Source organism: Nonomuraea sediminis (assembly GCF_018531495.1).
Taxonomy (GTDB): domain Bacteria; phylum Actinomycetota; class Actinomycetes; order Streptosporangiales; family Streptosporangiaceae; genus Nonomuraea; species Nonomuraea sediminis.
In genome coordinates this window covers 1086949-1099376 of the sequence record NZ_JAHDTI010000001.1, presented here as the reverse complement: position 1 = coordinate 1099376, position 12428 = coordinate 1086949, and the positions used below count along the sequence as shown (strand labels likewise).

The window sequence follows — 12428 nt, the reverse complement described above, 5'->3', positions numbered from 1 at the left end:
GACTCGTGGGCATGAGCGATCTCGACGACTTCATGTTCGACCTCAACGGCTACCTGATCCTGCGGCAGGCCGTCGGCCGGGACCTGCTGGCCCGGCTCAACGCCGAATTCGACGCCTTCCCCCGCGACCTGGCGCGCGGCCAGTGGTACCGGGGAGCGCAGCGCAAGGACTACACCGGCGACACCGGCTACGAGCTGCACCAAGCCGTGGCCGCGGGCGAGCCGTTCGCCGAGCTGATCGACCACCCGAGCTGGTTCCCGCTGGTCAGGCACTTCGCCGGGGAGGAGGACAGCTACCTGCCCGGCGTGTTCATCGACGAGAGCATCGCCTCCATCAGGGAGTCGGGCGGGCACCACCCGGTGCACTCCGGCGGCTACCGCACCGCGCTGCGCGGGCGCTACGGCCTCTCGCACGGCGCGTTCCGCTGCGGGCAGGTCAACGTGATCCTCGCGCTGACCGCGATCGGCGCGGGGGACGGCGCGACCATGGTGGTCCCCGGCTCGCACAAGTCGAACCTCCCGCACCCGCTGGCGGGCGACTACGCGCGGGGAGACCGCATGGACGACCTCCCCGGCGCCGTGCCCGTCCACCTGAACGCCGGGGACGCGCTGCTGTTCGTGGACGGGCTGATGCACGGCGGCTCGACCAGGACCAACCCGGGCGAGCGCCGCGTGCTCATCTACCGCTACGGCCCCATCTGGGCGGCCAGCCGCTACGGCTACGTCTACGACGAGGCGTGGCTGGACTCCCTCCCGGAGCGCCGCCGCCGCGTCCTGCGCCCGGTCGCGCCAGTCCGCGTCGGCGACCCGGTCCCCGCCGAACCCGGCGACCGCTAGCCGAGCAGTCCCGCCATCCAGGACTCGACCTCGTCCGGGTGGCGGGGCAGGCCCGCCGACATCATCCTGGCGCCGTCGGCCGTGATGACCAGGTCATCCTCGATGCGCACGCCGATGCCGCGGAACTCCTCCGGCAGCGTCAGGTCGTCGGACTGCAGGTACAGGCCCGGCTCGACGGTCAGCACCTGGCCCTCCTCCAGCACGCCGTCCAGGTACTGCGAGGCGCGCGCCTTGGCGCAGTCGTGCACGTCCATGCCCAGCATGTGGCCGCTGGAGCAGACCGTGTAGCGCCGGTACAGGCCCGACTCCATGAGCGAGTCGATCGACCCCTTCAGCAGCCCCCACTCGACCAGCCCCGCCGTGATCACCCGCATCGCCGCCTGGTGGAACTCGCGGAAGCGGACGCCGGGCCGCAGCGTGGCGATGGCCGCCTCCTGCGCCTCGTACACCAGCTCGTAGACCTGCCGCTGCACGGGCGAGAAGCGGCCCGACAGCGGCAGCGTCCTGGTGACGTCGGCCGTGTAGAGCGTCTCGGCCTCCACCCCCGCGTCGAGCAGCAGCAGCTCGTCCCTGTTCAGCCGTCCGTCGTTGCGGATCCAGTGCAGCACGCAGGCGTGCGCGCCGGAGGCCACGATGCTGTCGTAGCCGACCGCGTCGCCCTCGAGCCGCGAGCGCAGCCCGAACACGCCCTCCAGGTAGCGCTCGCCGCGCCGGTGCCCCAGCGCCTGAGGGATCGCGCGCGTCACGTCCTCGAACCCGCGGACCGTGGCGTCCACCGCCCCCTGCAGCTCGCCGAGCTCCCACTCGTCCTTGACCAGGCGCATCTCCGACAGGAACGACTCCACCTCGGGGTCGTCCAGCGACCTGCCGCGCGGGTCGAGCTCGTCGATGTGCGCGCACTCCAGCCCGTACAGCTGTGCCGCCTCGGCCAGGTCCGGCCTGCGCCCCACCCAGAACTCGCCGAAGCGGCGGTCGCGGTAGAACTCCTGCCCCTCCTCGCGCGGCGAGCGCGGCCGCAGGTACAGCACGGCCTCGCCCGACGGCTCGATCACCAGCACGTCGCCGGGCTCGCCCGCCCCGGTCAGATAGGAGTAGGCGCTGTGCGGGCGGAAGCGGTAGTCGCTGTCGTTGCTGCGGACCTTGAGCCCGCCCGCCGGGATCACCAGCCGCTCGCCGGGGAAGCGCGAGGCCAGCGCCGCCCGGCGCTTGGCCGCCCACGGCGCGATCGGCAGCGGCGACAGGTCGGTGCGCCGGGTGTCGGCCCAGCCTGTCCGCATGAACGCGGCCAGCTCCTCGGTGATGGGCAGGTCGTGGCTTCCGGTGTTCAGCTGCTCGCTCATGTCGGGATCCCTCGCGCGGACAGGGTGAGTGGGTGGTATTTCACATATTAAAGGGATGGTGTCCGGCATGCAGCCTACGACAGTCCTTGACGGCGTCCCTACGGCCTTGCTTGCCTGAAGAGTAGGAGAGAAGGGCGCTTAACCGGGGCTCGCTCGGGGGAATGTCCCTAGCTAACTGAGAGCCGAGGTGGTGCACATGCTCATCGGGACGATCCTGCGCAACAAGGGTAACGCCGTCACGACTGTGACCCCGGATTCCACCGTCAGGGAACTGCTGGCCAAGCTCGCAGAGCACAACATCGGAGCCGTGGTCGTGTCCGTCGACGGAGCGACGATCACCGGCATCGTGTCGGAGCGCGACGTCGTGCGCCGCCTGCACGACAGGGGCGCCGGCATCCTGGACCAGCCGGTCTCCACGATCATGACCTCGGAGGTCCGCACCGTCGGACCGCACGACAACGTGGAGGAACTGCGCCGGACCATGACCACCCACCGGTTCCGGCACATGCCCGTGGTGGAGGACGGCCGGCTGGTCGGCATCGTGAGCATCGGCGACGTGGTCAAGAGCGCGATCGAGGAACTGGAGACGGAGAAGGCGTCCCTGGTGGACTACCTGCACCGTTGACACGGGTGGCACCCTTGAGCCCGTGATGTACGGGCCACCACCGCCGGAGTTCCCCCGGGCGACGAGCAGTCCGACGCTGATCCTGCTCGCGTCCGGGCTGGCCGGGATCGTCGGCCTGCTCTTCGGGCTGTTCATCGGCATGGGACTCGACCAGGGACCCACCGCCCCCACCCATGCCCCCACGGTCACCGTGACCGTGGAGGGCACCGCGCCGCCGCAGGCCTCCACTCCCGCCACCACTCCGCCGCTCTCCGGGACCTCACCGCCGGGCCTCATCACGCCCCCCACCCAGACCGTGCCGACGGGGACCGTGCCGACCGGGGCCGGGACGCCTCCCGCGACGGGGCTGTCCCTGTCGGCCGGACGCACGCTCGTCGTGGGCAGGGACATCCAGCCGGGCACCTACCGCACCGCGGGACCCGCGCCGGGCCAGCCGGCGTGCTTCTGGGCCAGGCTCAGGAGCACCTCGCCGAACCCGGCCGACGTCATCGCGGCCGACATGCCCAAGGGGCCCGCCACGGTGACGATCCTGCCGACGGACAAGGGCTTCCAGACCATGGGTTGCGCCGACTGGACAAGATCCTGAGAGGTCCGTGCGCGAAACTCTTGAATTTCGCACAGGAACGCGCAATCCTATGCCGCAAGAAGAGAGGAGGCACGCAGACCGCGTGCTGGCGCGAGTCCTACGGGTATGGGCCACGCCACTCCGGCGTCCGTGGCGAGGACGCATCACAGGAGAGTGCGGAACAGCGCGCATGTCGCCACAAATCCCGAACCCTGTTCGCGAGGAGTGACCATGCGTCCCCCGGTACTCGCGGCGACCGTTCTCGCCGCCACCGCTCTCGTCTCCACTGCTCTCGTCTCCACCCCTGCCCAGGCCCGCGCCCTGCCCGCCCCCGCCGCCTGTGACGGCTGCTGGAAGCCGGCGCTGAACACCAGCTGGCAGTGGCAGCTGTCGTCGCTGCCCGGCAAGCCGTTCCCCGACGTGCAGATGTACGACATCGACGGCTTCGCCGCCAAGGACGGCGCGATCGTCAAGGCGCTCAAGGCCGACAAGCCCGGCCGCAAGGTCGTCTGCTACATCAGCGCCGGCTCGTTCGAGGACTGGCGGCCCGACGCCGGCCAGTTCCCCTCGAGCGTGCTCGGCAAGCCCCTGGACGGCTGGCCGGGTGAGAAGTGGCTGGACATCAGGCAGTACACCGGCAAGCTCGGCGACATCATGAAGGCCCGCCTGGACATGTGCAAGGCGGCCGGATTCGACGCGGTCGAGCCGGACAACGTCGACGGCTACACCAACGACACCGGCTTCCCGCTCAAGGCCGCCGACCAGCTCGCCTACAACGCCTGGCTCGCCAACGAGGCACACCGGCGGGGCATGTCGATCGCGCTGAAGAACGACCCGCAGCAGATCCCCCAGCTGCTGCCCTACTACGACTTCGCGCTCAACGAGCAGTGCTGGCAGTACAAGGAGTGCACCACCGCGCAGAACGGCGACTACGGCTACGACCAGTTCGTCAGCGCGGGCAAGGCCGTGTTCCAGGTCGAGTACAGCCTGGCCACCTCGAAGTTCTGCGCCAAGTCCAACGCGCAGAGCTTCAACTCGCTGAAGAAGAAGCTCGAGCTCGACGCCTACCGCGTCCCCTGCCGTGGGGTCTGAGTTCGACCTGCTGGTCGTCGGCGACGCCAACCCCGACGTGGTGCTCTCGGGGGCGCCCAGGGGGTTGGCGTACGGCCAGCGGGAACACCTCGTCTCCTCCGGGGCCCTGGTGCTGGGCGGCTCCGGGGCGATCACCGCGTGCGGCGCCGCCCGCCTCGGCCTGCGCACCGCCTTCGCCGGGCTGGTGGGCGACGACGCCGCCGGGCGGTTCGTGCTGGAGGAGCTGATCTCGCGCGGCGTGGACGTCTCCCGCTGCACGATCGGGCCCGAGCCCACGGCGATGACCGTCGTGCTGGCCGACGGGCCCGACCGGGCCATCCTCACGGCTCCCGGCTGCCTGCCGTACCTGGGCGCCGGCGACGTGCCGCGCGGGCTGGCGCGGCACGTGCACGTGTCGTCGTACTTCCTGCAGCCGCGGCTGGCGGCCGGGCTGCCGGAGCTGTTCGCCGACGTAAAGCGGGCGGGGGCGACGACCTCGCTGGACACCAACGACGACCCGGCGGGGCAGTGGCCCGACCTGACCGAGGTGCTGCGCGTCACCGACGTCTTCCTGCCCAACGCGGCCGAAGCGCGGGCGCTGTCGCGGACCGGCGGCTCCCTCGAGGAGGCGGCCGCGCTGCTCGGCAAGACGGGCACGCTCGTCGTCGTCAAGGACGGCGAGCGCGGAGCCCTGGCCTGGGACGGCGGGGACGTCGTCCGGCAGGGCCCGATCCCGGTGCAGGCCGTCGACGCCGTGGGGGCCGGCGACAGCTTCAACGCCGGGTTCGTCGCGGCGCGGCTGCGCGGGCTGCCCCTGGCCGAGTGCCTGCGGGTGGCGGTGCGCTGCGGCGGCCTGTCCACCCGCGCGGCCGGCGGCACGGCCGCCCAGCCCGCCTGGGAGGAGCTGTGAAGGTCACCTTCCTGGGCGCGGGCAGCGTCGAGTTCACCCAGGGCCTGCTGGCCGACCTGGTCGGGATGCTCGACGAGCTGGAGGTCTCCCTGCACGACATCCACCCCGAGCGGCTGGAGACCGCGCGGGGCGCCGCGAGACAGATCGCCCAAGGGCGGGACGTGAAGATCGAGGCACACCTCGACCGGCGCAGGTCGCTCGAGGGCGCCGACTTCGTGATCAACATGATCCAGGTCGGCATGATCGACGCCACCCGCGTCGACTTCGCGATCCCCGCCCGCCACGGCCTGCGGCAGACCATCGGCGACACGATCGGCGTCGGCGGGATCTTCCGCGCGCTGCGCACCTTCCCCGTCCTGGACGCCATCGGGCGCGACATCGCGGACGTGTGCCCCGACGCCTGGCTGCTCAACTACACCAACCCGATGGCCATGAACGTCTGGTACCTCAACGCGGCCACCCCGGTCCGCAACGTCGTCGGGCTGTGCCACTCCATCTACTGGACGGCGCACGACCTGGCCGAGCTGGTCGGCGTGCCGTACGACGAGGTGTCCTACCTGGCGGCGGGCGTCAACCACCAGTCGTGGATGCTGCGCCTGCAGGCCGGCGGCGAGGACCTCTACCCGCGCCTGGACGAGGCCGTCGAACGCGACCCGGGGCTGCTGCGGCGGGTGCGGGTCGACATGTACCGGCGGCTGGGCTACTACCCGACGGAGACCAGCGAGCACTCCGCCGAGTACGTGCCGTGGTACCTGCACGACCCGGCCGAGATCGAGCGGCTGCGCATCCCCGTCGGCGCCTACCTGGAGATCAGCGAGGACAACGTGCGCCGCTACCAGGCGACCAGGGACGCGCTGCGGGCCGGCAGGCCGATCCCGGTGGAGGGCACGATGGAGTACGCCCCGCAGATCATCCACAGCCTCGCCACCGGCACGCGCCGGGTCGTCTACGGCAACGTCGTCAACCGCGGCCTGATCGGCAACCTGCCGGAGGGCTGCGTGGTCGAGGTGCCGTGCGTGGCCGACGCGCTCGGCGTGCGGCCGGTCGCCGTCGGCGACCTGCCCGCCCAGTGCGCCGCGCTCAACCGCGCCTACGTCAACGTCAACGAGCTGACCGTCAGGGCGGCGCTCGAGGGAAGGCCCGAGCACGTGCGGCACGCCGTGATGGCCGACCCGAACGCCGCCGCCACCCTCACCGTGGAGCAGATCTGGCAGCTGTGCGAGGAACTGACGGCCGCGCACGGCGACCTGCTGCCCGAGCCGTTGCGAGGTGTCCGATGAAACGATTGTCCGCGCTGATACTGGTGTCCGTCCTGCTGGCCGGGTGCGGCTCCGCCGAGAAGGCGGACGGCCCGGTGGAGTTGACCTGGTGGCACGGCCAGGTCGAATCCCAGGCCAAGGTCGTCGAGCAGCTGGCGGCCGACTACAACAAGACCCATCCAGGGGTGAAGGTCGTGCCCGCGGTCGGCACCACGAACGTGGACGACATGCTGCAGAAGGTGCAGGCCGCCCTGGCCGGCGGCAAGGCGCCCGACATCGCCTACATGTACGGCACCTGGATGCCGCACCTGGCCAAGAACCCGCAGGTCTACGACCTCACCTCCACGGTGAAGGCGCCCTCGTTCGGCTGGGACGACTTCTGGCCGTCCGAGCGGGCGGTCTCGGAAGTGGGCGGCAAGGTCGTCGGCGTGCCCGCCGTCGTCGACAACCTCGCCGTCATCTACAACAAGAAGCTCTTCGACGCCGCCGGCGTGAAGTACCCGGACCAGAACTGGACCTGGGACGACTTCCGCGCCGCCGCCCGCACACTGACCCGCGGCGGCGTGTACGGCACGGCCTACCCGGTGACCGGCTCGGAGGACACGGTGTGGCGCTTCTGGCCCATGCTGTGGCAACAGGGCGGCGCCATCGTCACCCCCGACGGCAAGAAGTCGGCGTTCAACACCCCGCAGACCGCCCAGGCGCTCGACCTGTGGGCCCAGATGGCCCACCAGGACAAGTCGGTCTACCTCGACCAGAACGGCGAGAAGTTCCTGCCGCTGTTCCAGAGCGGCAAGGTGGCCATGGTCATCGCCGGGCCGTGGGCCCTGCTCGACATCATCGACCACAAGGTCGACTACGGCGTGCAGGTGCTGCCCGGCTACAACGGCAACCACGAGACGATCGCGGGCCCCGACAACTGGGTCGTGTTCAACAACGGCTCCCGGCGGGCCAAGGCCGCGGCCGACTTCCTGACCTGGCTCACCAGGCCGGAGCAGGACGCCAGGTGGACGCTCGAGCTGGGCAACCTGCCGCTGCGCAAGGCCACGCTGGCGCTGCCCGCCTACCAGGCCTTCACCAAGAAGTTCCCGTCCGTGGACGTCTTCACCGCGAACCTCGACAACGCCAAACAGGCCCGGCCGCAGCTGCCCTCCTACCCGGAGTTCTCCGAGAAGGTGGGCAACGCCATCGCCGAGGCGCTGCAGGGCAGCACGCCCGCCGCGCAGGCGCTGACGAAGGCCGCCGCCGACGCCGACACGGTCCTGGGGCGGGCGCGATGACCGCCCTGGCGCGGGTCACGGTCGGCTCCGGCGTCAGGGGGATCCGCAGGCGGCGGTGGGTCCCCGAGCTGACCGGGTGGGGGTTCGTGCTGCCTGCCTCCCTGGTGATCGTGGGGCTGGGGCTGTTCCCCGCGGTGTGGGCGCTGCTGCTGTCGCTGCGGGACGGGGACCTCATCACCGGCGGCGAGTACGTCGGCCTGCAGAACTACCGGGACATGTTCGGCGACGCCGAACTGGGCAAGGCCACCCTGCACACGCTGGTGTACACGGTGCTGTTCGTGCCCGGCTCGGTGATACTCGGCCTGGCGCTGGCGTTGGCGCTCAACCTGCGGATCCGCCTCATCGGGTTCTACCGGACCTGCATCTTCGTGCCCTACGTGGTCTCCGCCGCGGCCACCGGCATCCTGGCCAACTTCGTCTTCGACCCCGACTTCGGCATCGTCAACGCCGGGCTCAAGGCGATCGGGCTGCCCGGCATGGGGTTCCTGCAGGACCCGGACCAGGCGATGATCACGCTGGTCGTCATCTCGCTGTGGGGCGGGGTCGGCATGCCCGCCGTGGTCTACCTGGCCGCGCTCCAGGACATCCCGCGCGAGCTGGTCGAGGCCGCCAGGGTCGACGGCGGCACCGGCAGGCACGTGCTGCGCCACGTCGTGCTGCCCCAGCTGCGGCCCGCCACGGTCTTCCTGACCATCTGGCAGGTCGTCACCGCGCTGCAGCTGTTCGACCTCGTCTACACCACGACCAAGGGCCAGCCGCTCGACTCCACCACGGTCATCGTGTTCTACCTGTACCGGCAGGCCTTCCAGCTCTTCCATTCCGGGTACGGCGCGGCCGTCGCCTACGCCCTGTTCGCCGTCACGCTGGCCGTGTCGGGGCTGACGCTGTGGAGGGGATCGAAGTGAAGCGGCGCTGGCTGGCCCACCTGTTCCTGATGCCGATCGCGCTGCTGTTCGCCGCGCCGCTGGTGTGGATGGCGCTCACCGCGTTCATGCCGGACGCCGACATCAACCGCTACCCGCCCAGGCTGTGGCCCGAGCACTTCACCCTGGCCGGGTTCGCCCGCATCTTCACCGAGGACGACTACCCGCGCTGGCTGGGCAACACGGTCATCGTGGCCGGCGCCGCCGTGCTCGGGCACCTGGTGCTGTGCTCGCTGGCCGGGTACGGCTTCGCCCGGCTGACGTTCCGCGGGCGCGGTGTCGCCTTCATCGCGGTCATGGCCACCATCATGATCCCCACCCAGGTGCTGATGATCCCGACGTTCCTGCTGTTCAGGAACCTGGGGCTGATCGACACGCTGGGCGCCGCGTTCGTGCCGTGGCTGGCCTCCGCCTTCGGCGTGTTCCTGATGCGGCAGTTCTTCCTGTCGCTGCCCAAGGAGCTGGAGGAGGCCGCCACCATCGACGGCTGCGGCCGGCTCGGCGTCTTCTTCCGCGTCGTGCTGCCGCTGGCCAGGCCCGCGCTGGCGACCCTGGTCGTCTTCACCCTGCTCGGGGCGTGGAACGACCTCATCTGGCCGCTGATCGCGATCTCCTCAGAGGACAGCTACACGCTGCAGCTCGGCCTGGCCACCTTCGCGGGCGCCAGGCACACCGAATGGTCGGCGCTGATGGCGGGCAACGTGGTCGCCGTGCTGCCGCTGGTGCTGGCGTTCGTGCTGGCGCAGCGGCACTTCGTGGCCACCATGAGTTTCAGCGGGCTGAAGGGCTGAGCCGTACGATTCAGGCAGCCCACATCGAGGAGGATGCCATGTCGGTCTTGCGGAGCCTGATGGAGAGCATGCGCAGCGGCGCCGTCGAGGTGGTCGACCTCACCGCGCCCCTGTCGCAGGACACGCCGATCCTCCAGTTGCCCGAGCCGTTCGGCAACACGATTCCCTTCCGACTGGAGGAGATCAGCCGCTACGACGACCGCGGTCCCGCCTGGTACTGGAACGATATCCATACGGGCGAACACTCTGGCACGCACTTCGACGCCCCGATCCACTGGGTGACGGGACGCGACGGCCAGGACGTCTCCCAGGTGCCCGCGAGCAGCCTGCTCGCCCCCGCCGTGGTGCTCGACTTCTCCGCCGAGGCCTCCAAGGACCCCGACTTCCTGCTGCAGATCTCCCACGTGCGCGAGTGGGAGCAGGCCAACGGGCCGCTGCCCGAGGGCGGCTGGCTGCTGTACCGCACCGGCTGGGACGCCAGGGCCGCCGACCAGGCCTCCTTCATCAACGCCAACGAGACAGGACCGCACACCCCGGGTATCTCGGTCGAGTGCGCGCGCCGGCTGGCAGAGGAGACGCCGATCCTGGGCGTGGGCGTGGAGACCGTCGGCACCGACGCGGGCGCCGCGCACTCCTTCGACCCGGCCTTCCCCTGCCACTCCTTCCTGCTCGGCGCGGGCAAGTACGGCCTGACCCAGCTGCGCAACCTCGACCGCCTGCCGATCACGGGCGCGGTGGTGATCGCGCCGCCGCTGCCCATCCTGGGAGGCTCCGGTTCGCCCGTCCGGGTGCTGGCTCTGGTCGAGCGATGATCGTCGCCGAGGCGGTCGGGCGGGCGCTGGCCTCGCTGGGCGTCGACACCGCCTTCGGCGTGGTCGGCAGCGGCAACTTCCACGTCACCAACGCGCTGCGCCGGTACGGCGTGCGGTTCGTCGCGGCCAGGCACGAGGGCGGCGCGACGACCATGGCCGACGCCTACGCCCGGATGAGCGGCCGGGTGGGTGTCGTCTCGGTCCACCAGGGTCCGGGGCTGACGAACGCGATGACCGGCCTCACCGAGGCCGCCAAGAGCCGGACCCCGCTCATCGTGCTGGCCGGGGAGGTCACCGAGCCGCTGTCCAACTTCCACATCGACCAGGACGCCCTGGCCAGGGCCGTCGGCGCGGTGCCCATGCGGGTGCGGACGGCCGAGTCGGCGGTGCGGGACACCGTCGACGCCTTCGGCACCGCCTGGCGGGAGCGGCGCGCGGTGCTGCTCAACCTGCCGCTGGCCGTACAGGCGCAGGACACGCCCGGCGACGCGGAGATCTCCGACCTGACCAGGGCGGCCGAGGAACGGGCGCCGGGTCCTTCCGCGACGGACGGGATCGCCGAGCTGGCCAGGCTGCTGGCCGGGGCGGAGCGGCCGGTGTTCATCGCGGGGCGCGGCGCCAGGCACGCGCGGCGGGAGCTGGAGGAGCTGGCCGACCGGGCGGGGGCGCTGCTGGCCACCTCCGCCGTGGCGCGCGGGCTGTTCCGCGGCAGCCCGTGGGACCTGGACGTGAGCGGCGGGTTCGCCACGCCGCTGGCCGCCGAGCTGATCACCGCCGCCGACGTGCTCGTCGGGTGGGGCTGCGCGCTGAACATGTGGACCACCCGGCACGGCACGCTGATCGGCCCGGAGACCCGGCTGGTCCAGGTCGACCTGGACCAGGACGCCCTGGGCGCGCACCGTCCGATCCGGCTGGGCGTGACCGGCGACACCGCCGTGGTCGCCCGCCAGGCGGCCGGGATCCTGGACGAGCTGCGCGTCACCGGGCTGCTCGAGCAGGGACCCGGCTACCGCTCGCCCGAGGTGGCCAAGCGGATCGCCGCCGAGGGGCGGTGGCGGGCCGTGCCGTACCAGGACGACAGCCATGAAGGACGCATCGACCCGCGGACCCTGACCATCGGGCTGGACGACGCGCTCCCGGCGGAGCGCATCCTCAGCATCGACTCGGGAAACTTCATGGGATATCCGGCCGCCTTCATGGACGTCCCCGACGAGCAGGGATTCTGCTTCACCCAGGCCTTCCAGTCGATCGGGCTCGGCCTGGCCACCGCGATCGGCGCGGCGCTTGCGCGGCCCGACCGGATGCCCGTGGCCGCGCTCGGCGACGGCGGCGCGCTGATGGGCATCTCGGAGCTGGAGACCGTGGCCAGGCTCGGCCTGCCGATGGTGATCGTCGTCTACGACGACGAGGCCTACGGCGCCGAGGTCCACCACTTCACCGGGCAGCCCATGGAGACGGTGACGTTCCCGCCGACCGACTTCGCCTCCATCGCCCGCGGGTACGGCCTGGCCGCCATCACCGTGACCGAGCCCGGCGACCTGGCCGGCGTGGCCGCGTGGGTGTCAGGCCCGCGCGACCGGGCCCTGCTCGTGCACGCCAAGGTCACCAGGGACCGCGGGTCGTGGTGGCTGGAGGAGGCCTTCAAGGGTCATTGAAGCTTGCGGTAGGCGCGGGCCTCCTCGGCCGCGGCCAGCACCTCGGCCAGCCCGGCGCCCGCGCCCGCCGTCACCGCCGCCGCGATCGCGCCCTCCACGAACGGCACGTCGGCCAGCACCACCGCGCCCGGCTGTTCAAGCAGCCGCGCCGTCAGCACCGAGCTGCCCAGGTCGGGGATGAGCAGCACGCCGTCGCCCTGGTCGACCGCGGCCACGGCCCGCTCGATCAGATCGACGCTGGTGCCCAGCCCGCCGTCCTCCGTGCCGCCCGCCGCGGCCACCGGCACCTCGCTCCCGGCGATGCCGCGGGCCAGCGCCGCGGCCTCGGCCGCCAGGCCCGCGCTGTGCGAGATCAGCACCA

General features: G+C 71.4%; 13 protein-coding genes. 11 read left to right on the top strand and 2 right to left on the bottom strand.

Annotated elements, in window-relative coordinates; all coding sequences use genetic code 11:
* Positions 1 to 11 precede the first annotated feature (11 nt).
* Positions 12 to 836 carry a phytanoyl-CoA dioxygenase family protein gene (locus KIK09_RS05135; RefSeq protein WP_214317441.1) on the top strand — a complete coding sequence of 275 codons (825 nt, stop codon included), beginning with the start codon at positions 12 to 14 and terminating at the stop codon, positions 834 to 836.
* Here the strand turns inward: KIK09_RS05135 and KIK09_RS05130 are convergent.
* Complete coding sequence (locus tag KIK09_RS05130) at positions 833 to 2176, bottom strand: aminopeptidase P family protein (protein ID WP_214317440.1); 1344 nt, start codon at positions 2174 to 2176, stop codon at positions 833 to 835. The genes KIK09_RS05135 and KIK09_RS05130 overlap by 4 nt on opposite strands.
* 196 nt (positions 2177 to 2372) lie before the next feature.
* Here KIK09_RS05130 and KIK09_RS05125 point away from each other — a divergent pair, with 196 nt between their 5' ends.
* The 10 genes from KIK09_RS05125 (at position 2373) to KIK09_RS05080 (ending at position 12067) form a co-directional block, all read left to right on the top strand.
* Positions 2373 to 2801 (top strand): CBS domain-containing protein, encoded by a 429-nt coding sequence (locus KIK09_RS05125; protein WP_214317439.1) that lies wholly within the window; start codon positions 2373 to 2375, stop codon positions 2799 to 2801.
* Between the two features lie 22 nt (positions 2802 to 2823).
* Positions 2824 to 3387 carry an Rv1352/Rv1906c domain-containing protein gene (locus tag KIK09_RS05120; RefSeq protein WP_214317438.1) on the top strand — a complete coding sequence of 188 codons (564 nt, stop codon included), beginning with the start codon at positions 2824 to 2826 and terminating at the stop codon, positions 3385 to 3387.
* Between the two features lie 210 nt (positions 3388 to 3597).
* Positions 3598 to 4458 carry an endo alpha-1,4 polygalactosaminidase gene (locus tag KIK09_RS05115; RefSeq protein ID WP_214317437.1) on the top strand — a complete coding sequence of 287 codons (861 nt, stop codon included), beginning with the start codon at positions 3598 to 3600 and terminating at the stop codon, positions 4456 to 4458.
* Positions 4448 to 5347, top strand: coding sequence for a carbohydrate kinase family protein (locus tag KIK09_RS05110; RefSeq protein WP_214317436.1), 900 nt, complete (start codon positions 4448 to 4450; stop codon positions 5345 to 5347). Before KIK09_RS05115 ends, KIK09_RS05110 begins: the two co-directional genes overlap by 11 nt.
* Entirely contained in the window at positions 5344 to 6627 is a 1284-nt protein-coding gene (locus tag KIK09_RS05105) for an alpha-glucosidase/alpha-galactosidase (protein WP_214317435.1), read from the top strand. Before KIK09_RS05110 ends, KIK09_RS05105 begins: the two co-directional genes overlap by 4 nt.
* The gene (locus KIK09_RS05100; protein WP_214317434.1) at positions 6624 to 7886 is read left to right on the top strand and encodes an ABC transporter substrate-binding protein; all 1263 of its coding nucleotides are present in this window, start codon (positions 6624 to 6626) and stop codon (positions 7884 to 7886) included. The genes KIK09_RS05105 and KIK09_RS05100 overlap by 4 nt, the downstream gene beginning before the upstream one ends.
* Entirely contained in the window at positions 7883 to 8791 is a 909-nt protein-coding gene (locus tag KIK09_RS05095; protein ID WP_214317433.1) for a carbohydrate ABC transporter permease, read from the top strand. Before KIK09_RS05100 ends, KIK09_RS05095 begins: the two co-directional genes overlap by 4 nt.
* Complete coding sequence (locus tag KIK09_RS57390) at positions 8788 to 9600, top strand: carbohydrate ABC transporter permease (protein ID WP_214317432.1); 813 nt, start codon at positions 8788 to 8790, stop codon at positions 9598 to 9600. Before KIK09_RS05095 ends, KIK09_RS57390 begins: the two co-directional genes overlap by 4 nt.
* Positions 9601 to 9638: 38 nt before the next feature.
* Positions 9639 to 10412: a cyclase family protein gene (locus KIK09_RS05085; protein WP_214317431.1), complete on the top strand. Its 774-nt coding sequence runs from the start codon at positions 9639 to 9641 to the stop codon at positions 10410 to 10412.
* Entirely contained in the window at positions 10409 to 12067 is a 1659-nt protein-coding gene (locus KIK09_RS05080) for a thiamine pyrophosphate-binding protein (protein ID WP_214317430.1), read from the top strand. The genes KIK09_RS05085 and KIK09_RS05080 overlap by 4 nt, the downstream gene beginning before the upstream one ends.
* On the opposite strand, the gene KIK09_RS05075 is transcribed toward KIK09_RS05080, so the two are convergent.
* The gene (locus KIK09_RS05075; RefSeq protein WP_308163927.1) at positions 12061 to 12426 is read right to left on the bottom strand and encodes a PTS-dependent dihydroxyacetone kinase phosphotransferase subunit DhaM; all 366 of its coding nucleotides are present in this window, start codon (positions 12424 to 12426) and stop codon (positions 12061 to 12063) included. The two genes, KIK09_RS05080 and KIK09_RS05075, sit on opposite strands and share 7 nt — an antisense overlap.
* Positions 12427 to 12428: the final 2 nt, after the last annotated feature.

Bases quoted from the DNA above. Each gene is read 5' to 3' on its own strand.
- KIK09_RS05135 (WP_214317441.1), top strand. From the start codon at position 12: ATGAGCGATCTCGACGACTTCATGTTCGACCTCAACGGCTACCTGATC.
- KIK09_RS05130 (WP_214317440.1), bottom strand. From the start codon at position 2,176: ATGAGCGAGCAGCTGAACACCGGAAGCCACGACCTGCCCATCACCGAG.
- KIK09_RS05125 (WP_214317439.1), top strand. From the start codon at position 2,373: ATGCTCATCGGGACGATCCTGCGCAACAAGGGTAACGCCGTCACGACT.
- KIK09_RS05115 (WP_214317437.1), top strand. From the start codon at position 3,598: ATGCGTCCCCCGGTACTCGCGGCGACCGTTCTCGCCGCCACCGCTCTC.
- KIK09_RS05100 (WP_214317434.1), top strand. From the start codon at position 6,624: ATGAAACGATTGTCCGCGCTGATACTGGTGTCCGTCCTGCTGGCCGGG.
- KIK09_RS05095 (WP_214317433.1), top strand. From the start codon at position 7,883: ATGACCGCCCTGGCGCGGGTCACGGTCGGCTCCGGCGTCAGGGGGATC.
- KIK09_RS05085 (WP_214317431.1), top strand. From the start codon at position 9,639: ATGTCGGTCTTGCGGAGCCTGATGGAGAGCATGCGCAGCGGCGCCGTC.
- KIK09_RS05080 (WP_214317430.1), top strand. From the start codon at position 10,409: ATGATCGTCGCCGAGGCGGTCGGGCGGGCGCTGGCCTCGCTGGGCGTC.